The organism is Martinezella rhizogenes (genome assembly GCF_027460065.1).
Classification (GTDB): domain Bacteria; phylum Pseudomonadota; class Alphaproteobacteria; order Rhizobiales; family Rhizobiaceae; genus Agrobacterium; species Agrobacterium rhizogenes_C.
Genome location: NZ_JAPYZZ010000002.1, coordinates 349,669 through 373,901, shown reverse-complemented (window position 1 = coordinate 373,901; position 24,233 = coordinate 349,669). Strand labels below are relative to the sequence as shown.

Here is a 24,233-nt window from a genome sequence, read left to right as displayed (position 1 = left end):
CATCAAGCAAAGCTTGATGACATCATTGTTCTGTCCTGACGCCCGAAGGGCTCCGGACGGGCCGCGCCAAAAGGCGCGACGACCTCTGGTCTGTATGGCTGCCCCGCTCACTGTTGAGCAAAGGTGGAATACGGATGGGTCAAGTGAGACGTGTTAAATTAAATAGAGCCTTGGCTCTCCAGTTTCTCGAAAACAACGTATGTTGTTGCGTTTTGCCGACCTGGTGGTTATCGCGGGGCGGCTGCACCCGTTCCCTTTCCGAACACGGCCGTGAAACGCCCCAGCGCCAATGGTACTTCGTCTCAAGACGCGGGAGAGTAGGTCGCTGCCAGGTCTGCAAAACGCAACACATGCTATCTTCTCACTCACACACTTCGGCCCAGCCGACACCAAGGGCCGCTACATGCGGCCTTTTGTCATTCAAGGCAAAGATTTAAAGCCAATAAAAATGGCGTACAAAATCATGTGCGCCCCTTACAGGAGACAAATCGCCTTCGGCAATTTGCTCCAGCAGTATGCATCACAGCGTCCCTGTGATGCTATCGCGATAAATCCCATAGGGATTTACGCTGGTAACGCGGGGTGGAGCAGCCCGGTAGCTCGTCAGGCTCATAACCTGAAGGCCGCAGGTTCAAATCCTGCCCCCGCAACCAAATTCTACGCTACACTATCCCACATTATCCCAAAGCCACGATCCAGTACGCTAAACAGCTACGATCAAACAGGCTAAATCCCCGTCATAAAACACAAATTCCAAAACCCGCAGGTGAAAAGCGGGCAGGCCGCCGGCGCCGCCACGCCATATGGTCGAGGTACATACAACGTCGCTGTATGCCAACGCCGCTTCTCGATAGGCCGAAAACGCCAACGCCGAATGCTGCCCTATATAACGCGCAGTTGGTCGCGTGCCACCCCAGATGCCCTCACGAGAGGAAATGGCTAAGATACGAGTATTGCTTAGTGGTATCTTGAGACATAGCAAATAATTATATTAAATAAAAACTCGTCACGACTAATTTTTCAATATAAAGTATCCTAATTTTTATTATTATTGGATTATATGTAAATGTTAATAAGTTATTTCTACAATGAATAATCTGTGTTTCTCGATGGTTGGAATGCCGGCCGGCAATCATTTTAGGTGGCGAACCTAAATATTCATATAGAGTTCCTTTCGCAAATGGTTTGCTATAATATCAATGGCTTACGATCTCGCGAAAATCAGCATGACTGACTTAATGCGGCCGGCTTTTGACGCAGGGCTCGCTTTGACTTGTCTCGACTAGCGCGTCGGCCGTTCGCCCGTCGGACTGGTTGGATCGAGCGGCAAAATTTCTCCGATGCCTGCGCCTCACTCTGGATCGACGGCGAACTCGTCCATCTAGAAGACCTGCTCCTCCACGACGCCACCCGCGACGTGCTGCGTACTCGCCGACGTGTTGGTGGTCAGTCGCCAGACTGTGCTTTGTCCGCCGAGGGTATTCGGTCTTTGCGACAGACGTCGGACATCAATCCGGTCGGCGTCTACGCGGCGGCGTCGGCCGGCGCCGCTCAGCGTGCGGGCGCGATAGAATATTCGGGAGGGGAGGGGTGGGGATGATGGCAACGACGTGGAAAATCTCCCAGGCGTCGATTACGCAGCCATCGATGCGGTGTTGGCCCGGTCTGAGGCGGCTATCGAACAAGCTAGAAAGCCGGGCCGGGCTTCGACCGATCCCGGCGAGCGAGACCCTCTCATATACGATCTCGACTGGGGGGCACAGGAAAGGGCTCACACTGGCATGCGACTGAGCGGCGCCTCGTCACCTCCGCTTCAAGCGCTGACTTGAGCAATCAACCTCCCGGCCGCGTGGTTACACCGAATCTTGCGATGTGTCAGCTATATAGTTGCTGCAGAGAAAGCGTGGATGTCAGCATCGGCCCAGACAGGCTCATCGTCATCCGTAACAGCTCTCTGACGCGCACACTCCGCCATCCATAGCCGATACTTTTCGTCAGGATGATCATTGGCGAGCTCTTTCAGCGCCCAATAGGTTCCTTCGCCGGGGCTCTCCGCGAGCATCTTGAACAGCATGTTCCGGGCATCCTGAGCGTGATCGCGAAGGTCCGGCGAATATACCCCCGTGTTGGCGCGATCGATATCCGTCCATGTCCTCCAGTTGCATGCGATGGTCGAAGGCGAACACCCGCATCGTCGACCAGTCGCCGCTCGTGCGCCGGCTGCGCTGACGGCAAATGCGCCACAGGCATTGACGTATTCCAAGGTCCTCGGCCAAAGTCTCTCCATCGAGCCGGCCCTTAAGCAACCCTGAGAAAAACCCGTCTCCGGCGCCGAGAACGTTGAAGACCTCGATTGGAAAGCCCGGCCCTGAACTGCTCGCGAATGAACCGGCCCATATGCTCGTTACCGACTTTGGTGATCACTGCGGTCTTCAAGCCGAGACGGGCAGCCCCGCAAGCGATATTGGTGGGGCTGCCGCCAATATACTTGTTGAAGGAGCCATGTCTTCAAGGCGACCTCCGATTTGCGCGCCGTAGAGATCGATTGATGAGCACCCGATCGTGATGACATCAAGTATTTTGTTCATGTGCGTCTCAAGTGGTTAGGGGTTAGGCACTGGCCATAGCCATCCTCGCCGCGGCAGACGTTGCCGCGGATGCGTCCTGCTTTGAAGTGATCGATCGCCCGTGGCTGTTTAGATCGCCTGCGGTTTAAAGTCAGCTGCGGCGCTTGGCATCACGCCCTGCAGGAGGGCAACGGATTTCTCCAACCCTTCCAGGGAATTCAAGAGTACATCCTCGTGCTCGATCGAAAGCCACCCGTCATATCCGGCCATCTTCAGACGATAGCAGAATTGACGCCACCACTCTTCCCCATGACCGAAGCCCAAGGTGATATAGGACCAGCTACGCGCAGGGATATCCATCAGGCTTCCGTTTTCCAGAAGGCTTGTGACCGCCTGCTTCGGCGCATTGAGGAATGTATCCTTGGCGTGGACATGATAGATCGCGTCACCGAGAGCTTCGGCGGCAATCAGCGGATCCGCCCCCATCCAGAACAGATGAGAGGGATCGAGGTTGGCCCCGATGGTCGGTCCGACGGCCTGACGAAGCTTCAGCAGCGATGGCACGTTGTAGACGCACTGATTGCCGTGAAGCTCAAGAGCGATCCGCTCGACACCATTCTCCTTGGCGAGCGTGACGATCTCGTCCCAGAACGGGAGCAGTTTTTCCTCCCATTGATATCGGAGAATTGCCTGCGTCTCAGGTGGCCAGGACGAGACAACCCAGTTCGGCATCGTGTCGTTGGCGCTGCCGGCGGGCAGGCCCGACATTGTGCAAACGGTCTTGATTCCCATCTCGCCGGCAATCCGGATCGTATCCTTCAGTCCTTCCCCTTGCGTCGGGTCTGTCGGATGCAAGGGGTTGCCGTTTGCATTGAGGCTGATGACCTCGAGGCCACGGTCGGCAAACCCCTTGAGAAAAGACTTCTGCGCATCCCGGTTACCCAGCATGGCTTTAAGATTGAAGTGCGGCGCGGTAGACCATCCGCAGGTGTTGACTTCCACCCCTGATACGCCCATGCGCTTGGCATGGTCCAGCAGTTCATCGATTGGTACGCCGCCAAGGCTGTCGGATACGAAACCCAGTTTCATGCATAGAACTCCGGCTTGTTAATCATTTCGACGGCAACTTTCCGCCCTTCGTTCAAAGCTCTGACACCCGCTTCGGCGACGATTGCCGCGCAGTAGCCGTCCCAGCAGCTGGACGCGATCTCCGGGAATGTCCCGGTTTCGACGAAGCGCAGAAATGCGCGGTTCTGACGGCGGTAGGCGTCATAATACCGGCCGCGCCAATCGGCGTCATAACTCGTATGTTGGCCCAGACGCTGGTCTATCCGCGTGAACGCAACCGGGTTCATCGCGATCGAGGCTTGTTCACCAACGAGTTCGGCGCGAACGTCGTAGCCGTAGGCCGCATTGTTGTTGATTTCGATATTCACCAGCTGCCCATCGGCGGTTTCCAGAACCATAAGGACAGGAGCGACCAGAGCATCCGAACGTTTCGGTTGAAACGCCGAAATCGAGACGTATTCTGTGGCTAGCACATGACGGACCACGTCGAATTCGTGGGGCGCCGAATTGGTAATTGCCATCGCGCCCGTGAAATCAGACGCAGGTGTTTCGACGTTACGATGGAAATTATGCATCATCAGAGGGCGGCCGATTGCCCCACTTTTCATTGCCTGCTTCATTTCCGCGTAGGATTGATCATATCGGCGCATGAAGCCGAGCTGCACAAAGCGCGCACCCGCAGCCATTTCGGCATTCATCACCTTCAGGCATTCTTCCGACGATTGTGACAGGGGCTTTTCGCAAAGAACCTTTTTTCCAGTGGCGATGCAGGCAAGCGAAAGTGGAGCGTGCGTGAAATCCGGGCTCGCCACGATCACCGCATCGATGTCGGCGCGGCGAATAGCAGCCTCCGGATCGTTCCCGACGTCAGCCGCGCCATATAAGTCGGCGACTGCGCGGGCACGGCTCTCGTCCATGTCGCAGACAAGTTGCAGCGTGGCGCCCTGCATCTCCTCTGCAACGATCTTCGCGTGATCCGCCCCCATCAGGCCTGCGCCGATAACTGCAATTCTAATAGTCATGTCTTTTCCCGTGTTCGGTCAAATGGCTGATGGATAGTTGAAAGGTTCGGCATGCCGGGGAATGATCCCCGACACGCCCGGGAGGAATTACTTCTTGATGAACTGGTCGACGTTGTCCTTGGTGATGGAAGCGAAGGGAACCAGCTTCTCGGCCGGCGGCTGTTCGCCCTTCTTGATCCCCTCAACAACCTCGAAGGCGGCCTTCGCCTGACCAGCTGCGTCCTGGAAGATCGTCTGGGACATTTCGCCGGCCTTAATGGCGGTCAATGCATCCGGAACACCATCGACGCCGGAGATAAAGATACCCTTGAGGCGGTCCGCACCCTTGAGGGCCTCGAGAGCGCCCAGCGCCATCTGGTCATTTGCAGCGATGACACCGTCGAACTTCGGGAAGCTCTGGATCCAGTCTTCAGTCACCTTCATGCCTTCGGCACGATCGTAATTTGCCGACAGGCTGGCAAGCGTGGTTACGTCAGAGCGATCCAGGGCTTCTTCGAAGCCTTTCTTGCGCTCTTGCGTATGCGACAGGCCCGGTGTGCCTTCAAGATAGAGGATCTTGGCATCCTTTGGCAGGTTCGCCTTCATGAATTCGCCCTGGAGGCGACCGGCGTCGATGTTCTTGGAACCGACGAAGGTATATTTGCCGCCAGCTGATTGGATGCCGAGCGCGATGACCGGAATGCCTGCCGCGTTAGCCTTTTCCACGCCAGGGACAATGCCCTGATAATCGACGGGAACGACAACGATGGCGTTGACCTTCTGGGCGATGAAATTGTCAATCTGGTCGAGCTGCTTGCTGGCGTCATTGTTAGCATCAGAGAAGTTGACTTCGATATCCGCATCGGACTTGGCGGCTTCGACGAAGGCGTTCTTGCGTGCCATGACGAAGACGTCGGTATCGGCCATGTTCGCATAGCCGACGACGAATTTGTCAGCGGCGAAGGCAGCGCCTGCCGACAGAGCTGAGACGGAAACAGCGCAGGCAAGAGCAAGTTTAGCGATGAGTTTCATAGGTTCCTCCCAATTGAGACTAGGTTACGTTTTGCGTCGTGAAGCGCACACACAGTGGGTCCTGGCCGCAATCGTGGTGCGGCCCGAACGGTCAGGCCTTCTTTTTGCTGCGGGCCGATTTTGTCCAGACATCGAGGATGACGGCGATCGCAATGATCAGTCCCTTAATGATCTGCTGCCAGTACGAGCTGACATTGAGGAGATTGAGGATGTTGTTGATGACACCGATAATCATTGCGCCGATGATCGTACCGGTGATTGTGCCGGTGCCACCCATCAAGCTTGTCCCACCGACGACAACAGCGGTAATGGCGTCGAATTCGTAGCCGACGCCGCCTGCCGGCTGGCCGGAATTGATGCGCGACATCAAAACGATCCCGGCAACCGCGCAGAGGATCCCGTTGAAAATAAACGCCTTGACGACGATGCTATCGGGATTGATGCCAGAAGCTCTGGATGCGCGCTCGTTGCCGCCGACGGCATAAACATAACGGCCAAACTTCGTCTTGTTGAGAAGGACCCATGAAAGGATGACAAAAGCCACCAGGATGAGCACGGAAATCGGAACCGGACCGAGCGAGCCCTGACCGATGACCTTGAAGCCGCCTAGGCCGGTGACTGGTGAGCCGCCGGTGTAGAGAAGCACCGCACCGCGGGCGACCGTCGTCATCGCTAGCGTCATGATGAAAGACGGAATCCGGAAGAAGGTGATGACAAAGCCATTGATCAAGCCGGTGAAGATACCGACCGCGATCCCTGCGCAGACGGCAAGGATCACGCTGCCTGTCATTGCCATAACGCTTGTTGCGATCACGCCGCAGAGCGCGAGCACTGAACCCAGTGACACGTCAATATGGCCAAGGATGATGATGAAAGTGACGCCGCAAGCAAGTAAGCTGACGACCACGACCTGCCGCAGCACGTTGGTCAGGTTGGCTTCGGTGAGGAACGTCGGGCTAAGGAGCGATGCTAGGATACAGATGCCTATAAAGATGAGCACCGTGCCGTATTTGCGGTAAATCTGCGCAAAATCCAAATGGCTCAGCGGCGACGGCTTCGTGCTTTGCTTATCGCTGTTCGTTGCGGTTTCCATGCTCATCAGTGTCCTCCCGTTGCAAGGCGCATGACGCTTTCCTGCGACGCCTCGCTTCTTGTCAGTTCGCCGGCAACCCGGCCTTCGCTCATCACAACCACGCGGTCGCTCATCCCGAGAACCTCGGGCAGCTCCGACGAGATCATGAGGATCGCCAGGCCCTGACGGGCAAACTCAGTCATCAATTTGTGAATTTCGGACTTGGATCCGACATCAATGCCGCGCGTCGGCTCGTCCAGGATCAAGAGCTTGAGATCGCCCAGAAGCCATTTAGCCAGCACGATCTTCTGTTGGTTGCCGCCACTGAGATTTTCGACAATCATCTCCGTGTCCGGCGTTTTGATCTGCAGCATCTTGATCATACGCTGGGCGGCTGTTTCCTCCTGCCTTTCACTGATGAAGAGCCCGGAGGCGAATTTCTTCAGATTGGCGAGTGATATGTTTTCGCCGACCGATCGGCAAAGCACGAGGCCTTCAGCCTTGCGATCTTCCGACACCATGGCGATCCCCTGCCGGATTGCATCCGTGGGAGAGGTGATCTTAACCGGCGCACCATTCAGGCGGATCGTGCCGCCGTCACTTTGGTCCAGACCGAAAATCACCCGGGCGACCTCTGTTCGACCGGCGCCGATCAATCCGGCCAATCCGACAATCTCGCCCGCGCGCACCGTGAAGCTGACAGTGTCGAAGACGCCCGCGCGACTGACATCTTTCAGCGAGAGGACCACATCGCCAATTGGCACGTCTTCCTTGGGGAAGATGCTCGAGATCGTCCGGCCGACCATCTGGGAAATCAGCTTTGTTTCTGTGTAGTCGCCGGATGACCCCGTGGCGATGAACTGACCGTCGCGCATGACGGTGATGTCGTCGGCGATCTGGAAGATCTCGTCCATCTTGTGGGTGATGTATATGATCGCAACGCCATTTGCCTTCAGGTCGGCGATCTGCTGGAACAGCATGGCGACTTCGGTGTCGCTGATCGCTGATGTTGGCTCGTCCATGATGACGAGCGATGCCTCCCGCGAAATGGCCTTGACGATCTCGACTAACTGCATCGCGGCGATGGAGAGATCGCGCATCTTTATGTCGGCCGAATATCTAAGGCCTAGCCGATCAAGAAGTTTTTGCGTGTCGGCGTTCATGCGGTTGAAGTTGACGAAGGAGGAGAAAACGCCCTTCTTTCCAACTGTAGGCTCACGGCCAAGGAAGATGTTCTCGGCGATCGTCATATCGAAGACAGGGCTGAGCTCCTGATGGATCATAGAGATGCCGCGATCCAGCGCTGCGGCTGCATTTTGATGGTCGAGTTTCTCGCCTTGAAAGAAAATCTCTCCTTCGTCGATTGCGTATATGCCACTCAGGATCTTCATGAGCGTCGATTTGCCGGCACCGTTTTCACCGACCAGGACGTGAACGCTGCCTGGACGCACTTTCAGGTTCATGCCGTCGAGTGCCTTCACACCAGGAAATGACTTCGTGATCTCCCGCATTTCGAGCACATAGCCGCTTGCAGCGGCAGCCACCGCGGTGGCGGTGCCGTTCGTCAGTGTCATATGAGTATTTCCTCCGAAATTCAGGCTCTCCCAGCCCGGCGCCACGAGGCGACTTGTCGATGCACGATCAATGGCCAATTCTTCAAAATCTGTCAATTTCGGTCTGGTAATTTCTCTCAAAAACGTTCAGAATGGCTTTCACAAAATGGGAGAATGTATTTTGTCGCGACCGACAATTGCCGACCTGGCTAAAGCAGCGAATGTGGGGATTTCAACCGTCGACAGAGTCCTTAACGGACGACAACCGGTCCGCCCGAAGACAGCTGACCTGGTGCTGGAGGCTGCTGAACGAATTGGTTTTCATGGCCTGACGGCGATCAAGCGGCGTATCGAGGCGGACAAGCCGGTCATCAAATTCGGCTTTCTGCTCAAGCAGCAGCACCGCAAACTTTACCAGATGTGGGGTGATCTTCTGACAAGATCGGTCGAGGCGTTCCCAGATGCCCACGGGCGGGCGATTGTACGCTTCATGGACGATCTGAGCCCCGACAAGGCGGCAGCAGCAATTCATGCACTCAGCCGGGAGGCTGACGTCATCGGAATGATCACATCCGACCATCCTCAGGTCAATCACGCCATAGCGGACCTCTCCGCGGACGGCATCCCAGTGGTGACGATGATCTCTGACGTGTCGGCACCCGAGCGGGCCGGGTTCGTGGGCAACGATTGCGCCAAGAAAGGGCGAACCGCAGCCTGGTTTATTGCCCACCTGAATTCCAAACCGGGCGAGGTCGCTGTCTATGTTGGCAGCCATCGCTATCTCGCTCAGGAACTATGTGAAATGGGCTTCAGGTCCTACTTTCGCGAAGCTGCACCGAAGTTTCAGATGCTTGAGACATTGGCTACGATGGAGGAGCCTGAGTCTGCTTATCAATTCACCAAGAGGCTTTTAGCTTCGCAGGATCGCTGGGTCGGTCTTTATGTTGCAGGAGGCGGTGTGACAGGGGTCATGCGAGCCCTACGGGAGGACCGCAGCCCGAAAGCTCAGAGATTGGTGGTCGTTGCTCATGAACTGACGAACGAAACACGTGCTGGCTTAGCGGAGGGGTTGTTAAAGGCTGTACTTTCACATCCTGCACGTCAGTTGACAGAGACTTTAGTGCGGACCATGGGCGATGCGGTGCTCAAAAGAGCAGAAACATTTCCAATGACACAAAATCTGCTTCCATTTGACATTTACACCGCTGAAAACATTTAAGGAAGCCGCTCCAACTGTCCGGCAATGGCTGCGGACTGGCGTCCGTACGCTGCATTCGCGTCGCGCCCTGCAACCTAAGGGTTGAAGCATCTGTGATGTCAGTAGGGTTGAAGCATGTGACGGACGGGTTTCTGGTTCGTGTCCTATCAAGAGCCTCGATCACACACCACTGATGGTCGATTGGCGGTATCAGGCAGGGGGTAATACTTCGGCGCATTTTGCGTGATGCCGGAGTGTATAGTCCTCCTGCTTTCCTCAGGATAATGGGACGTGCAACTTCTTTCTGTCCCTGGTTGCTGGCAAAGGGCGTTCCCCCTTTGAAATGCCAGGAATTCCAATGCCGAACGTTGCCCTCTATGCCCGATACTCCTCCGATCTCCAGAACCCGCAGTCGATTGAGGATCAATTCAACCTTTGCCGCCAGTTCGCGGAGCGTCAAGGGTGGAAGATCGTCGGGTACTACCGCGATGAAGCCATCTCACGCACCAGCAGCCGCGGCAGTGAGGGAATCGCCCGGTTGCTGGATGATGCGCAGGCAAGGCTGTTCGACATTTTGTGCGCCGAGGCGCTCGACCGAATTTCCCGCGGCCTGCTTCTACTGGCGCGATTATGCGCCACCCTCTGGCGAAGAGGCGATGGATTGCTTTTTCGCTATCCCCATCACCCACATATGAAATTCTCTTCCATAGGGTTTCTCAAATGCGGAGCGATCCCACGCCAGATAATAACTCTCGGGAAGTGGAAGGCGGATATCGAAGGGCACAACGAGTGTGCCTGCCTCCAACTCGTCCCCAATCATCGAAACCTGAGCCAGAACGAAGCCGTGTCCGTTGACAGCGGCGTCGATTGCATTGCTCGACAGCGCAAAAAACAGACTTGAGAGCCTCTCATTCACGGTCGCGCCAACGAGTTGCGCCCACTGGCTCCATTGAGGCGGTCGGCTGTAGTGGGATTCCCACTCGATATTGAGCAGAGGAAACTTAAGCACTTCAGCTGCGGTCAATAAGGTTCGACCTCCAAGCAGGCGCGGTGAGCAGGCGGGAACGACCCAGTCCGTGTAGAGAGGAGCGAAATGAGCGTGCACCTCTGCGCGCTTACCATAGGTTATGCGGAAATCGCTCTGCCCACCCGTGAGGCTAGGCTCATCGTCCTTGCCGATAATGCGAACGTTGGCTTCAGGATGGAGAGCCTGCCAATCGAAGATCTTGCGGCCGATCCATTTGTTGACGACCGAACTGAGAGCGGTGAGCACAATGCCGGTTTGGCTCCGTGCCCGCTCAAGCACATCGACGGAATGGTTAAGCTGGTTGAAACCCTTGGCGACCTCCCTGTGAAGAAGGACGCCCCATGACGTCAACTCCACACGGCGTCCCACGCGCTCAAGAAGCGTGACGCCGAGATGATCCTCAAGCTTGCGGACCTGTTGGCTGATGGCGCTGGGTGTCACGCCAAGCTCTTTTGCAGCGGTCCTCATCGTACCGCACCTTCCAACGGCTTCAAAAGCTTGCAGGGCATGGAGGGGAGGCATGGCCAAGACGGTATCTCCGATTCTGTCTTTTGTTAAGTTTTTCTAAACAAGAACGCAATGGAAATCCGCTTGTCGGCCAGCGCCACAAAGAAAATACTTCTCTCACTGGAAGCTGGAATAAGGGGAAGAAAAATGTTTCTCAGGAATGCCTGGTACGTCGCGACATGGGATCATGAAGTCGGCCGCGACCTGACACCCGTTACGATGCTCGGCGAAAATATCGTCCTTTATCGCCTGCAGAGTGGAAAGCTGGCAGCCCTTGAAGATGCCTGTCCCCATCGCAAGCTGCCCTTGTCCATGGGGCGCATCAAGGGCGATGATGTCGAATGTGGTTATCATGGCCTGACCTTCGACTGTTCGGGCGCCTGCACCCGCGTGCCGGGGGCAGAGCGTATTCCACATGTGGCCTGCGTGCGGTCCTATCCGGTCGAAGAACGTTACGGTCTTGTCTGGATCTGGATGGGTGACGCTGCGAAAGCCGATCCCGCCGAGATTTTCCATGTCGAGCATTTCGGTGATCCGTCTTGGGGCGTCAATCGCGGCGAGTCCATGACGATCAACTGCAATTATCTCTATATGACGGACAATCTGCTTGATCCGTCCCACGTCGCCTGGGTGCATCAGAGTTCGTTCGCCAGTTCGGCCTGCGAAGAAACGCCGCTGGAAACTACGGTGAAAAGCGATGGCGTGGTGGTCTGGCGGTGGATGCTGGATTCGGAACCCGCGCCTTTCTACGCCCCCTTTCTGCAGTTCGAAGGGACGTGCGACCGCAAACAGCATTACGAGGTCCGCTATCCCAGCAACGCCATCATCAAGGCGATTTTTGCACCGTCCGGTTCCGGTGGCGAGGGCCGGGAATTGCCGGACAATACGTTCCTGATGGACAGCTACAACTTCATGACGCCGGTGGATGAGAACCGCACGAAATATTACTGGTTCCAGATGCGCAATTTCGCGCCCGATGACCCGGATGTTTCGGCGCGTTTTGCAACCTCCGTTCGCGGTGCGTTCGAAGAGGACCGTATCGTGCTGGAAGCGGTTCATCACGGTATTGCCAACAAGCAGACCCCCAACCTCGATCTGAAGATCGACGTTGGCCCCCTGCGGTTCCGGCGTAAACTTTCGCAGATGATCGAAAGCGAGACTGTGAGCATGGTCGCTGCCGCAGAATAATCGCCAGCGCCGGAATGCTTTGGCAATACGTTCTTCGCTTGGCCCATGGAGCCAGGCGAAGATTACAAAAAATAATCGGGAACATAGCGGGTGAACGGCAAAAGCCGACCTCTGCAATCAATCGGGAGTATCCTTGATGCGCCACATCAGGCAGCCTGAGCTTTATTCTGTGGACTATAATGTGCTGCGACAGCGTTTTCTCTCCGCGGCACGCCGGTCCGGCGCTGCCCTGTTTGAATACAAACATCCATTGCATGGCCCTGGCGGCGAGCCGCTTTTTACCGATGTTGCCTATCTCGGCGAACGCAATGCATCGAAAAAGCTTGTCATCCTGTCCGGCACACACGGGGTAGAGGGGCAATTCGGATCGGCATGCCAGGCCGAATGGCTCTCTGCGAACAATCCTTTGCCCCTCGCCGCCGATACGGCTGTCGTGATCATTCACCTGATCAACCCCTGGGGGACGGCATGGAGCCGTCGGGTCAACGAAGACAATGTCGATCTCAACCGCAATTTCATTGACTGGGAAGCCGTCGTTCCGCGAAACGAGCGATATGCGGCGCTTCAAGAGGCGTTTGTCTGCGCCGAGTGGGATGGGCCTGATCGTGATCGTGCCGATCAAAAACTGAAAGACGCTAAAGCCGCAGCCGGTGGTCATGCCGGCATCGCCGCAATCGTTGAAGCAGGCCAATATGACTGTCCGGACGGACTATTTTACGGCGGCAGCGGTCCGACGTGGTCGAACCACACTCTCAGGGATGTTTTGAACACCTTCGTCAGCGGTGCATCCGATGTCATCGTCTTCGATCTGCACACCGGTGCCGGACCTTACGGATATCCCGCTTTGCTCAGTGTCGCCGAAGAGGATCATGACGGGCTGGAATGGGGCAGGAAAACCTATGGGCATGCGCTGGCGGTCGTGATGACCGGCGAGGGTGCAACGACAGATACCGGCATTGCCGCGACCGCCACGGGTTATGTCTCGGCAGCGGTGCGCAAATCCCTGCCGAACAGCCGTGTGCTGCCGCTCGTGATCGAATGCGGAACTCTTGAAGGCCGGGTTGTGATGGATGCCGTGCAGGCGGATAACTGGCTGCATCTGTTCGGAAATATCGAATCTCCGCTTGGCCGGAAAATCAAGACGACGCTGCGCACAGCCTTCATTCCGGTTGATCCCGAATGGCAGCAGAACTGTCTTGGAACAAGCCTGCGGTATTTCGACCGCGCGCTGACGGCGCTCGCCTCGGTCGCCGCGCCGGATAGGGAGGGAGAAATCGCGACAGCGGCCGCCCCTGCGTCCGTCATCAACTGGCCGCCGGCGATCCCGGTCAACATCAAGCGTCATGAACGGCCAGCCGTTGAGGTTCGCGATCTGCATAAAAGTTTCGGCACGCACGAGGTGCTGTCAGGTGTCGGGCTGAGCGCCGACCCCGGCGAAGTCGTCTCGATGATCGGATCGTCCGGCTCCGGCAAGAGCACGTTTCTGCGCTGCATAAACCTGCTGGAGCAGCCCAGCAGCGGCACGATCGTCATCGATGGTGAGGAAATACGGATGAAGAGCGCAGGGAACGGCCGCTCTCATCCCGCCGACATGCGCCAGGTCGAGCGTATTCGCGCCCGCGTAGGCATGGTGTTTCAGAACTTCAATCTCTGGCCCCATATGTCCGTGCTTGAAAACATCATCGAGGCGCCGGTGCATGTGCTGGGTGAACGTCGTCAGGATGCGATCGAACACGCCCATCAGTTGCTGAAGAAGGTCGGGCTTTCGGAAAAACATGCCCAGTATCCCGGTCAGCTCTCCGGCGGCCAGCAGCAACGCGCCGCCATTGCCAGAACGCTGGCAATGCGGCCGAAAGTCATCCTCTGCGATGAGCCGACATCGGCTCTCGACCCGGAACTCGTGGGTGAAGTCCTGCGGGTGATCCGCCAGCTGGCGGAAGAGGGCAACACCATGATCCTCGTCACGCATGAAATGCAGTTTGCGCGCGAGGTATCGCACAAGATTCTGTTCCTGCACCAGGGAAAGGTGGAGGAAGAGAGTACGCCTGCGGAATTGTTCAGCAATCCGCGATCGGAACGACTGCGTCAGTTCCTGTCGCGGACTTTATGAGCTGCCGCCGATTTTCTGTCGGACGGCGTCCGGCACCTGAAACGCAACAAATAACCAATAGGGGAACTCGCGTTATGAATTTGAAAGTTTTGTCTCTTGCCCTGCTTCTTGCCGGCGTCAGCACGGCCCATGCCGCAGAGGGCGAATTGTCGATCGGCACCGAAGGCGCCTATCCGCCGTGGAGCATGGCCGATTCCGCCGGCAAGGTGACCGGTTTTGATGCGGATGTCGGCAATCTGCTATGCACGAAACTCGCCATGAAATGTCGCTTCGTCGTGCAGGCCTTCGATGGGCTGATACCGGCCCTCAAGGCGAAACGCTTCGACATCATCATTTCCGGGATGTCGATTACCCAGGATCGGAAAAAGGAAATCAATTTTTCGGTCGGCTATGCCGAACTGGCGAACATGTTTCTGGTCCCGAAGACCTCGGATCTCGCCGGCATCAAGGACATCGACGCCTTGCTGAAGGGCCTTGATGGGAAAACCATCGGTGTGCAGACTGGCACGACACACGCCCACTTTGTCGAAAAGCGGATCCCCGGAGCCAATCTCAAGACCTATGACACGCTCGACAACATGCAGATCGATCTCGCAAGCGGCCGCATCGAGGCGGCATTTGCCGATGCCTCCGCACTGCAGGATTTTCTGGCTAAGCCTGAAGGCAAGGACTTTCAGTTTGTCGACGTGAAGGTTCAGAGCAAATTCGATTCCACCCTCGGTGAAGGCATCGGTGTCGGCATCGCCAAAGATAACGTTGAACTGAAAGCAAAGATCGACAAGGCCCTCTGCGACCTCGTTGCCGATGGATCGATTGGAAAGTCGAGCCAGAAATGGTTCAAAATGGATATCTCCCGACCTTGCAACTAAGTGTCTGCCCCGCTCTCCACCGGAGTGCGGGGCGATCGTTCCATCGCAAGCTCTAAGGGTTTGTACGGTCGAAAATGCTGAAGATGTCCGGTGCCGGCAAGGTGCTGGAAGAACCAGCAAAACTTGGGGGCAGGTCTCATGGAGTCTAGTCTGATGCTGGTTTGGCAGGGTGGGTGGATAAGGGCCATTCTGCAGGGCGCGGCGATAACCATTGCCGTCGGCACGGTGAGCATCGTTGTCGGTGCGCTGCTCGGGACCTTGTGCGGGGTTATCAAGTGGGCGCGGATATTTCCGCTGACGCTTGTGGTGGACGCCTATACTTCGCTCGTGCGCGGCGTGCCTGAACTGCTGATCATCTATCTGCTGTTCTTTTCCTCGGTGGAATTCGTCACGCAGGTTGCCACGGCGTTCGGATATGCGGCTCTTGCCGACAGCGGATACGCCTTCATCATCGCCGTAGTTGCCGTCGGAACGATCTCGGGCGCCTATTCGACCGAGGTCATCAGGGGCGCACTGGCCTCCATCCCGGCAGGACATATCGAGGCGGCGCGGGCCTTGGGAATTCCCGGGCGCCGCATCTTCAGGCGGATCATCCTGCCGCAAATGCTGCGCATCGCCATCCCCGGCATGAATAATGTCTGGCAAACAACCATCAAAGACACGGCGCTGGTCTCGGTCGTCGGGTTGCAGGAATTGATGCGTACCGCCTCCGTTGGTGCCGGCAGCACGCGTAATCCGCTGATTTTTTTCCTTATCGCAGCTTCCGTCTACTTCGCGATCACCCTGGTCAGCCAGGCCGGCTTTGACAGGGTGGAGCGTCTGGTGAGACTTAGGGCAAGGACATAACGCGATGGATATCGAATTTTGGGAAACATCGTTGCCATTCCTATTAAAAGGTCTTTCGACAACGGCGGCAATAACCGTGATATCCGTCGCGATCGGTTTCAACCTCGGTCTTGGCCTTGCCTTGATGAGACTGTCCGAAAACCGCTTCGTTTCGGGATTTGCAAAATATTACAGCATGGTTTTTCGCGGGACGCCGCTTCTGGTGCAGCTGTTCCTGTTTTATTACGGGCTCGGCCAGCTCGGCTTCATCAAAAACAATGCGATCACCTGGTGGATCGTCAGCGACGGCACGCGCTGTGCGGTCATGGCCATGGCTCTGAACACGGCGGCCTACACATCCGAAATTCTGCGCGGCGGGTTGCTCTCCGTTCCCGTGGGTCTGAAGGAAGCGGCCAAAGCCACCGGAATGTCACCATTTCTGCGCTTCCGCCGGATCGAATTCCCGCTCGCCATTCGTCAGGCGCTGCCAGCTTACGGCAATGAGCTTATCCTCGTCGTCAAGGGGACGAGCCTTGCCTCGACAATCACGGTTCTCGAGATCACCGGATATGCAAAACGTCTGATGAGCCAGACCTTCGCGATTTTTGAAGTCTTCGCCCTGGCTGGCGCGATCTACCTTGTCATCAATCTCACTCTTGTCATGCTCATCCGCATCGCCGAGAGACATATGATGCGGCATGCGGTGCGCTGAGAGTATATGATGCCGGAGGGACGGCCGCGTGGTTCGCCTGATTGCCGATAAGCTGACCATGGCCGCCTCGCCGCCGGAATTGCCAAGCGAACATTGTCGCTTGCTTGTCACCCCTCGAACGAAAACATGAAAAGGAAATTTTAAATGGATGTCCGTGCCGCCGTTGCCATTCAGGCAGGAAAACCGCTCGAGGTCATGACCGTTCAGCTTGAAGGTCCCCGCGCCGGTGAAGTGCTTGTTGAGGTCAAGGCCACCGGCATCTGCCACACAGACGATTTCACCCTCTCTGGCGCTGACCCGGAAGGCCTCTTCCCGGCAATCCTCGGCCATGAAGGCGCGGGCATCGTCGTTGATGTCGGACCCGGCGTCACCTCCGTCAAGAAGGGCGACCACGTCATTCCGCTCTACACGCCGGAATGCCGCGAGTGTTATTCCTGCACCTCGCGCAAGACCAATCTGTGCACCTCCATCCGCGCCACCCAGGGCCAGGGCGTGATGCCTGACGGCACCTCGCGCTTCTCGATCGGCAAGGACAAGATCCACCACTATATGGGTTGCTCGACCTTCTCGAACTTCACCGTCCTGCCGGAGATCGCGCTGGCCAAGATCAACCCGGACGCGCCCTTCGACAAGGTCTGCTACATCGGCTGCGGCGTGACGACCGGTATCGGCGCCGTCATCAACACCGCCAAGGTGGAGATCGGCTCCACCGCAATCGTCTTCGGTCTCGGCGGCATCGGTTTGAACGTGTTGCAGGGCCTGCGCCTTGCCGGTGCGGACATGATCATCGGCGTCGATATCAACCCGGATCGTAAGGCCTGGGGTGAAAAATTCGGCATGACCCACTTCGTCAACCCGAAGGACGTCGGCGACGACATCGTGCCCTATCTCGTCAACATGACGAAGCGGAACGGTGACCTGATCGGCGGCGCGGACTACACGTTCGATTGCACCGGCAATACCAAGGTCATGCGTCAGGCGCTGGAAGCCTCGCATCGCGGCTGGGGCAAGTCGGTCATCATCGGCGTTGCCGGCGCCGGCCAGGAAATCTCCACCCGTCCGTTCCAGCTGGTCACCGGCCGCAACTGGATGGGCACCGCCTTCGGCGGCGCGCGCGGCCGCACGGATGTGCCGAAGATCGTCGACTGGTACATGGAAGGCAAGATCCAGATCGACCCGATGATCACCCACACCATGCCGCTCGAAGACATCAACAAGGGCTTCGAGCTGATGCACAAGGGTGAATCGATCCGCGGCGTCGTGGTCTACTAGCCGTGATGCCCCATGCAAGATAACCGGTGCACTCTGCGCCGGCGAAAAAGGGAGGAACCTTATCATGACGATGATTGCCATTCATCCGACCGTCGACTCGGGCTATCGGGCCACCGATGCAGCCTTCTCAGGCGGAACACTGGTGTGCGGCTGCACATCCCGGCCGGTCAAACTGCGGGTTAAAGGTGACATTGCCCACAACCACGCCTGCGGTTGCACCAAATGCTGGAAACCGGAGGGGGCGCTGTTCTCCGTGGTCGCGGTGGCCCCCACCGACAGTGTGGAGGTGTTGGAAAACGGCGACAAACTGGCTGTCGTCGATCTATCTGCGCTGATCCAGCGGCACGCCTGCACTCAATGCGGCGTCCACATGTACGGACCCGTGGAACGTGATCATCCCTTCAAGGGACTGGCATTCATTCACCCTGAGCGGTTCGAGGAAAAGGGTTGGGCAGCACCGGGCTTCGCCGCCTTTGTGTCATCCATCATCGAAGCGGGTTTTTCACCAGACAAGATGTCCGGAGTACGGGCAAAGCTGAAGGACAGCGGCCTTGAACCCTACGACTGCCTGTCTCCCGCCCTGATGGACTATATCGCGACCTGGACGGCCAAGAAGAACGGCGTTCTGGCGAACTGACACGTAATCGGTCCACATCTCTCTGCGCCGCGCTCCGAAAAAGCGCGGCGTTACCATGTCAGCCGGTGACCTTACCGGGATTAAGGGTGTGTCCAGCGTCCATGAAGGCCTTGATCCGGGTCATCAGGGCAAATTTCACGGGGTCGGCGGTCGCACGCAGTGCGTGAACGCGTTTGGAGCCGATACCGTGTTCAGCCGAAAACGAGCCTCCCGATTGCGTCAGGTCACGGTAAAGAACGGCTTCGACGGCGGCGGTCTTCTCAGGCGTCATATGAGTGCCTGGCGTATTCAGGACGATATGGAGATTGCCGTCGGCAATATGCCCGAAAAGATAGGGATCAAAGGTAGGGTCGATCGACCGCAGTTCCGGCAGGCAGCGGGCGACATATCCTTGAATCTGCGACAGCGGCACGGAAACGTCAAAGGATGGCGCGGCTGGATATCTGCGATAGATGAGGTCCGTATCCTCTCTCAGACGCCACAACTCGGCTTCCTGCGCTTGCGATGTTGCAACGACGGCGGAAATGTCAGGATACGTCTCAAACAGTTCCTCATATATCCGGCCGAGCTGCGTCTGTAGCTGTTCTTCGTCGCCGCCGCCAAGCGAAAGGATGAGATTGACGGGATAGTCAGGAGCGTAGTCGGTCGCCGACCAGAGATGTTCGCCCGCCGTCAGGGAGAAAAACGAATTCCAGATGGCTTCCGCCGCACGCATGTGGCCGTATTCCACGGTCAGTCCGAGCCGGGTTGCCTGAAGAGCCGCTTCCACTGAGGGAAGCCCGAAAAGCGCGGTTGCGGTTGCGGCGGGAACGGGTTCCAGCTTGATCGCCGCTTTGGTGACGATGCCAAGTGTCCCTTCGGCGCCGATGAAGAGATGCTTGAGATCGTAGCCGGCGGCATTTTTCACCACCCGTGTCAGGTCGGAATATATTGTTCCATCAGGCAGGACGACTTCCAGACCGAGCACGCGATGGCGCATCACGCCATAACGAAAAGCTGAAATCCCGCCGGCATTTGTCGAGACCATTCCGCCAATCGTCGCAGAACCCCGCGATGGCAGGTCGATGCCTGGCTCCAGCTGATGGTTCCAGACGGCCGCCTGCAATGCTTGAAGCGTAACGCCCGCCTCCACGACGGCAACCCGCTCGTCAGGATAAATATCAACAATCCGATTGAGCCGGGCGGTTGACACAACGATCTGGCCGGGTATCGAAACAGCCCCGCCGACAAGCCCGGTTCGGCCGCCCTGTGGAACAACCGGGACACCATGTGCAGCGGCGCTTCTGATGATGGAGGCGACCTCCCGCGTTGATGACGGGAAAGCCACCGCGTCCGCGCCGAAATTTGCGGGGGTTACGCCATAATCGAGATTGGCGACGGCATCCCCCTGTTTCAGGTGGGAAAGGCCGATGGCCGCTTCGATATCCCTGAGGAAGGCTACGGGCAAACCCCCTGTCGCATGGGCATTTTGCTCGATCATAACGGGGCGTCCGCCTCAAGCAGCTTTTCTTTCAGCAAACGCAATGCGTCGAGAAAACGATCGTTTTGAGCAGGAAGTCCAACGGTCACACGGATAAAGCTTGTAAACCCCGGCTCTTTCCAGGGTTTGACGATAATGCCATGCGAGAGGAAATGATCGAAAGCGATGGTGCTGTCGCAACTCATGTCGATAAACAGAAAGTTGGTACGGGACTCCGGTACGAGTAGGCCGAGCGAGGTTATTGCCCCAGCCATACGCCCGCGTTCCCTAACGACCTTGGCCACCGAATCTCGCATCCACTCCTCGTCTTCAAGAGCGGCAACCGCGGCCAATTGTGCGGCGGCATTGACGTTGAACGGCGTCTTTGCGGACGACATGGCCTGTGCAAGCCGTGCGTCAGAGGCAACGGCATAACCCACGCGCAACCCGGCGAGCCCATAGGCTTTGGAGAAGGTTCGCAGCACGACGTAGGAGATCGCGCTCTCCGCCAATAGCTTGAGCCCGTCGGGCATATTCTCGTCGCAGAATTCGAAATAGGCTTCGTCGAAAACGAGTAGTGTCTCTTTCGGAACAGCGGCAATGAGGTTTGAGAGTTGATCCTGCTCGAGCGCTGGCCCAACCGGGTTTGAAGGCGAAGAGATGAAGAATATTGACGGCTTGTCTTGCAGCACCTTCCTCATCGCCTCAAGATCGAACCGGAGATCGTTCGTCATCGGTATCCTGACGATTTTCGCACCGTTTGCGCGGGGTTCGATTTCGTGGAGACCGAAGCCGGGGGCCATGGTCGCCACGGTGGCGAACGGGCGCAGGACCGCACGGCAAACAGCAGCGATCATCTCTTCTGAACCGTTCCCAATGACAATTCGGTTGCCGTCCACGCGGAGTTTTTCACTCAGCGCTTCACGCAGCATCACGCAGGCGGGATCCGCATAGCGGGACGGATCGAGGCCGGCCAGCGCCGCAGCCACCTTTGGCGAACAGCCATAGGGGTTCTCGTTGCTGGCTAAGGCTGCGATATCGGTCAAACCCGTCCTGCTGCGTGCTACCGCAATATTCATCCCGGCATTATAGGGCGGGAGTTCCGCAACGTACGGATTGAGCCTGAGTGGTTCGGCCATGGCTTGTCTCGCTGATTTTGGATGAATGCTGGAAACTGGCTTTCAGAGGTCGAGCACGACCGAATTGACGGGTTTGGTACAACAGAGCAGAACCTGGCCGGCCGGTACGTCATCCAGCGGCTCCTCCACATATTCCACGTCGCCCGAAACGAGACCCTGAACACAGCTTCCACAAACGCCTGCCCTGCAGGAAAACGCAGGTTCCACACCCTGATTTTCTAGGAAACTCAAGATGGATTCCGAGGCTGGGTCCCACTCGAACCGGGCATTGGACTTTCCAAGAACGATTTCTATAGCCGAGCTTTTGGCCGCTTGCGACACGGCAGTGGTGTTTGGGCGGAGATTTACATCCTTCTTCGGCTGCGATGGCGAAAGCAGCGATGCGGGTCCGAAGAACTCATAGGCGATCCTGCTCTTTTCCAAACCGAGAGAAAGAAGCAGATCATACATCGCCTGCATGAAAGGCGGTGGCCCGCACATATAGACTTCGTAATCGTCGAGCGGCAGAAACGATTGCAAGGTCTGACGTGTGATGAAGCCGGTCGAATGGAACAGGCCCGCTTTCGCGTCTTCATCGGTCGGATAGCGATAACAGTAGTGCACATGAACATCGCCGCGCTGTTCGGCGAGCGCCCGGACTTCCTCGCGCAGAGCGTGGGTGCTGCCCCCGTCGCAGGCATGGACGAACCAGACGGGCCGATCGCTTTGCGCGACCAGGACCTTCAACATGGAAACCGTGGGTGTCAGGCCGACACCGCCGGACAGCAGAATGACCGGTCGCTGACTGGCCGTGTCGAGCTTGAAGGCGCCGCGTGGCCTGTCGATATGGACCACCATACCTTCTTCCACCGTGTCGTGCAGCCAGCACGAGGCAATGCCGTCCGCCATACCATGCGTCAACGCCGCTTCCCGTTTCACGGTGATGCGGTAGATGCCCACGTCACTTGGTCCTGACGATACCGTGTAGTTTCGGACAAGTGGTTCCCCACCTTCAGGATCGGGTATCTGGATGGTGAGAAACTGGCCAGCCTCAAAGGTGCGCCAGTCCTCGGGGTTGACGGGTGCGAGGTAAAAGGAGGTGATCGTTGCACTCTCGCGTATTTTTCTCTTCACCTCAAACGGGCGAAAGCGTGAATCCAGAGTGTTCGTCATGATATGCTTGTCCTCGTCATTGTTGCGTCGGGCGATCGCAGGTGTCGTCTTAGGGACTACCCGTGAGACCGATCAAAACGGCTGGATTCAATCTTCAGACGGAAAAGAGGTTTTGGCGGGCGGCAGAAACCTCCCCAAAAACGGAACATGGCGATTTGATCATCATCCATTTGCCGTCCCGACACCTGACCTCAATTTATCCCTCTGACAAATCTGATTATTTGCGTGGGCATCGCGAGAAACAATCCCGTTGGCCGTGGGTTTTTGTTTAGAATAACTAAACAAAAAGACCGCGCCTCGCGCGGTCTGGAGAGGCCCTGAGTTGTGGATCAGCACTCCCTCTGGTTACAACAGGCCAAGAGATATCAGCTTGATCTGCCGGTCCATCCGCCTTGCCGCAATCGCCAGACGTTACCCTTGTCCAACCTCGGCCACCCGCAGATTGTTCGTGCTGCCCTTGGTCGCGAAGGGGAAGCCGCTGACGACGACGATCTGATCGCCCGGCCGGGCAAGGCCCGTTTCTTTTGCCACCTGCTTCGCGTTATCGACGGATCGTTCGTAATCCGTGGCCGTCTCCGCTTTAACGGCGACAATTCCCCAAAGCAGCGAAAGCTGACGCGCCACCTGTTCGCAAGGCGTAAGCGCAAGGATGGGCAATGGCGGGCGGGCGCGCGAGATGCGCAATGCCGTCGTGCCGCTCACGGTAAAGGCGACGATCAAGGGAGACTGGAGCGCGACCGCCACGCCGGCCGCCGCCTGGGCGACAGCATGCGGAGGGGTCTGTATCAGTTCCGGTTCCGTCGCCTCGACAATGGGCCGATAGAGCTTGTGCTTCTCGGTCTTCTCGATGATACGGCTCATGATCTCGACGGTCTCGACCGGGAATGAGCCGGTGGCGGACTCGGCGGACAACATGACCGCATCCGCGCCGTCATAAATGGCGCCCGCGACATCCGACGCCTCGGCGCGCGTGGGGGTGGGCGAGGACACCATCGAATCCAGCATCTGCGTCGCAACGATCACCGGCTTCGCGGCCCTGCGACAGGCACGGATGAGTTCTTTCTGACGGCCCGGCACATCCTCCGGCGGAATTTCCACTCCGAGATCGCCACGCGCCACCATGATGCCATCCGAAAGCCGGATAATGTCATCGATTTCATCAAGCGCGGAGGGTTTTTCGATCTTGGCGATCAGGCCGGCGCGCTCGCTGACAAGAGAGCGTGCTTCGATCATGTCGCGCGCCTTCTGAACGAAGGAGAGAGCAACCCAGTCGACACCAAGCTCCAGCCCGAATTCGAGATCCTTGCGGTCTTTCGGGGTGAGTGGCGAAATGTCGAGAACGGCTCCGGGAATATTGACGCCCTTGCGGTTGGATATCTGCCCGCCGACGATGACCTCGGCATCGATCTGCTCGTTGCTGACAGCCGTGGTGCGCACGCGGACCCTGCCGTCATCGATCAGCAGGTCGTCGCCGGGCTTCACGGCCGCGAATATCTCGCGATGCGCAAGCGGAATGTCGAGAAGTCCTTTACCGGGTTCGGTGCCGCACAGGAAGCGGATAGCGGCCCCCTTTGCGAGATCGAGGCGACCATCGCTCAAGACTCCGATGCGGATTTTCGGACCCTGCAGATCCTGAAGAATGCCAATGGCGGCGCCCAGTTCTTTTTCCAGCGCCCTGATGTGACGATAGGAGGCCGCATGGTCTTCGTGACTGCCGTGGCTGAAATTGAGCCGGAACGTATCGACCCCGGCGAGAAACATCTCCCGGAGTTTTTCGGGTGAGTTGGAGGCTGGCCCAACCGTAGCAACGATCTTGGCCCGGCGATTGCTGCGAATGAACATGGA

At 57.3% G+C, this 24,233-nt stretch carries 19 protein-coding genes, 1 tRNA gene, 1 rRNA gene and 3 pseudogenes; 12 read left to right on the top strand and 12 right to left on the bottom strand.

The genetic code is table 11. The features are described 5' to 3' along the window. Positions 1 to 219 precede the first annotated feature (219 nt). The 3 genes and pseudogenes from rrf to O8B93_RS06570 form a co-directional block, all read left to right on the top strand. Positions 220 to 334: ribosomal RNA gene (rrf, locus tag O8B93_RS06580) — 5S ribosomal RNA — on the top strand. A gap of 242 nt (positions 335 to 576) precedes the next feature. Next, a tRNA-Met gene (locus O8B93_RS06575) sits at positions 577 to 653 on the top strand. Between the two features lie 546 nt (positions 654 to 1,199). Then, positions 1,200 to 1,769: pseudogene (locus tag O8B93_RS06570) on the top strand (RHE_PE00001 family protein); the annotation flags it as partial. Positions 1,770 to 1,879: 110 nt separating this feature from the next. On the opposite strand, the gene O8B93_RS06565 reads toward O8B93_RS06570, so the two are convergent. From O8B93_RS06565 to O8B93_RS06535, 7 genes and pseudogenes are all read right to left on the bottom strand, one after another. Then, the gene (locus tag O8B93_RS06565; RefSeq protein ID WP_269709036.1) at positions 1,880 to 2,074 is read right to left on the bottom strand and encodes a hypothetical protein; all 195 of its coding nucleotides are present in this window, start codon (positions 2,072 to 2,074) and stop codon (positions 1,880 to 1,882) included. Positions 2,075 to 2,325: 251 nt separating this feature from the next. Then, positions 2,326 to 2,588: pseudogene (locus O8B93_RS27915) on the bottom strand (PfkB family carbohydrate kinase); the annotation flags it as partial. Positions 2,589 to 2,696: 108 nt separating this feature from the next. After that, positions 2,697 to 3,656 (bottom strand): sugar phosphate isomerase/epimerase family protein, encoded by a 960-nt coding sequence (locus tag O8B93_RS06555; protein ID WP_269709026.1) that lies wholly within the window; start codon positions 3,654 to 3,656, stop codon positions 2,697 to 2,699. Next, positions 3,653 to 4,657, bottom strand: a complete 1,005-nt coding sequence (locus O8B93_RS06550) for a Gfo/Idh/MocA family oxidoreductase (RefSeq protein ID WP_269709025.1) — start codon at positions 4,655 to 4,657, stop codon at positions 3,653 to 3,655. The genes O8B93_RS06555 and O8B93_RS06550 overlap by 4 nt, the downstream gene beginning before the upstream one ends. An 87-nt stretch (positions 4,658 to 4,744) precedes the next feature. Further along, positions 4,745 to 5,668 carry a sugar ABC transporter substrate-binding protein gene (locus tag O8B93_RS06545; RefSeq protein ID WP_269709024.1) on the bottom strand — a complete coding sequence of 308 codons (924 nt, stop codon included), beginning with the start codon at positions 5,666 to 5,668 and terminating at the stop codon, positions 4,745 to 4,747. Positions 5,669 to 5,759: 91 nt separating this feature from the next. Continuing rightward, positions 5,760 to 6,767 (bottom strand): ABC transporter permease, encoded by a 1,008-nt coding sequence (locus O8B93_RS06540; protein ID WP_269709022.1) that lies wholly within the window; start codon positions 6,765 to 6,767, stop codon positions 5,760 to 5,762. Then, a complete protein-coding gene (locus O8B93_RS06535; protein ID WP_269709021.1) occupies positions 6,767 to 8,314 on the bottom strand; it encodes a sugar ABC transporter ATP-binding protein in 1,548 nt (515 codons plus the stop codon). Before O8B93_RS06535 ends, O8B93_RS06540 begins: the two co-directional genes overlap by 1 nt. A 160-nt stretch (positions 8,315 to 8,474) precedes the next feature. On the opposite strand from O8B93_RS06535, the gene O8B93_RS06530 reads away from it, so the two are divergent. Continuing rightward, positions 8,475 to 9,512 carry a LacI family DNA-binding transcriptional regulator gene (locus O8B93_RS06530; protein ID WP_309568495.1) on the top strand — a complete coding sequence of 346 codons (1,038 nt, stop codon included), beginning with the start codon at positions 8,475 to 8,477 and terminating at the stop codon, positions 9,510 to 9,512. A 322-nt stretch (positions 9,513 to 9,834) separates the two neighbouring features. Beyond that, positions 9,835 to 10,086 (top strand): annotated as a pseudogene (locus O8B93_RS06525) (recombinase family protein); the annotation flags it as partial. Positions 10,087 to 10,119: 33 nt separating this feature from the next. On the opposite strand, the gene O8B93_RS06520 reads toward O8B93_RS06525, so the two are convergent. Further along, on the bottom strand, positions 10,120 to 11,040 hold the full coding sequence (locus O8B93_RS06520) for a LysR family transcriptional regulator (RefSeq protein ID WP_269709034.1): 921 nt from the start codon (positions 11,038 to 11,040) through the stop codon (positions 10,120 to 10,122). A 132-nt stretch (positions 11,041 to 11,172) separates the two neighbouring features. Between O8B93_RS06520 and O8B93_RS06515 the strand changes: the two genes are divergently transcribed. From O8B93_RS06515 to gfa, 7 genes are all read left to right on the top strand, one after another. Next, positions 11,173 to 12,213 (top strand): aromatic ring-hydroxylating dioxygenase subunit alpha, encoded by a 1,041-nt coding sequence (locus tag O8B93_RS06515; RefSeq protein ID WP_269709019.1) that lies wholly within the window; start codon positions 11,173 to 11,175, stop codon positions 12,211 to 12,213. 136 nt (positions 12,214 to 12,349) lie between these two features. Continuing rightward, positions 12,350 to 14,323, top strand: a complete 1,974-nt coding sequence (locus O8B93_RS06510) for a DUF2817 domain-containing protein (protein WP_269709018.1) — start codon at positions 12,350 to 12,352, stop codon at positions 14,321 to 14,323. 74 nt (positions 14,324 to 14,397) lie between these two features. Continuing rightward, positions 14,398 to 15,192 carry a transporter substrate-binding domain-containing protein gene (locus O8B93_RS06505; protein WP_269709017.1) on the top strand — a complete coding sequence of 265 codons (795 nt, stop codon included), beginning with the start codon at positions 14,398 to 14,400 and terminating at the stop codon, positions 15,190 to 15,192. Between the two features lie 138 nt (positions 15,193 to 15,330). Beyond that, on the top strand, positions 15,331 to 16,038 hold the full coding sequence (locus O8B93_RS06500; RefSeq protein ID WP_269709016.1) for an ABC transporter permease: 708 nt from the start codon (positions 15,331 to 15,333) through the stop codon (positions 16,036 to 16,038). A 4-nt stretch (positions 16,039 to 16,042) separates the two neighbouring features. Next, positions 16,043 to 16,729, top strand: a complete 687-nt coding sequence (locus O8B93_RS06495) for an ABC transporter permease (protein WP_269709015.1) — start codon at positions 16,043 to 16,045, stop codon at positions 16,727 to 16,729. Positions 16,730 to 16,873: 144 nt separating this feature from the next. Next, the gene (locus O8B93_RS06490) at positions 16,874 to 18,001 is read left to right on the top strand and encodes an S-(hydroxymethyl)glutathione dehydrogenase/class III alcohol dehydrogenase (RefSeq protein WP_269709014.1); all 1,128 of its coding nucleotides are present in this window, start codon (positions 16,874 to 16,876) and stop codon (positions 17,999 to 18,001) included. Between the two features lie 64 nt (positions 18,002 to 18,065). Next, on the top strand, positions 18,066 to 18,638 hold the full coding sequence (gene gfa / locus O8B93_RS06485; RefSeq protein ID WP_269709013.1) for an S-(hydroxymethyl)glutathione synthase: 573 nt from the start codon (positions 18,066 to 18,068) through the stop codon (positions 18,636 to 18,638). A 58-nt stretch (positions 18,639 to 18,696) separates the two neighbouring features. Here the strand turns inward: gfa and O8B93_RS06480 are convergent, their stop codons facing one another. The 4 genes from O8B93_RS06480 to pyk form a co-directional block, all read right to left on the bottom strand. Then, on the bottom strand, positions 18,697 to 20,118 hold the full coding sequence (locus O8B93_RS06480) for an FAD-binding oxidoreductase (RefSeq protein WP_269709012.1): 1,422 nt from the start codon (positions 20,116 to 20,118) through the stop codon (positions 18,697 to 18,699). Further along, a complete protein-coding gene (hisC, locus tag O8B93_RS06475; RefSeq protein ID WP_269709011.1) occupies positions 20,115 to 21,236 on the bottom strand; it encodes a histidinol-phosphate transaminase in 1,122 nt (373 codons plus the stop codon). The genes O8B93_RS06480 and hisC overlap by 4 nt, the downstream gene beginning before the upstream one ends. A 42-nt stretch (positions 21,237 to 21,278) precedes the next feature. After that, the gene (locus O8B93_RS06470) at positions 21,279 to 22,388 is read right to left on the bottom strand and encodes a 2Fe-2S iron-sulfur cluster-binding protein (RefSeq protein ID WP_269709009.1); all 1,110 of its coding nucleotides are present in this window, start codon (positions 22,386 to 22,388) and stop codon (positions 21,279 to 21,281) included. Between the two features lie 411 nt (positions 22,389 to 22,799). After that, positions 22,800 to 24,230 carry a pyruvate kinase gene (gene pyk / locus O8B93_RS06465; RefSeq protein ID WP_269709007.1) on the bottom strand — a complete coding sequence of 477 codons (1,431 nt, stop codon included), beginning with the start codon at positions 24,228 to 24,230 and terminating at the stop codon, positions 22,800 to 22,802. Between the last annotated feature and the right edge of the window lie 3 nt (positions 24,231 to 24,233).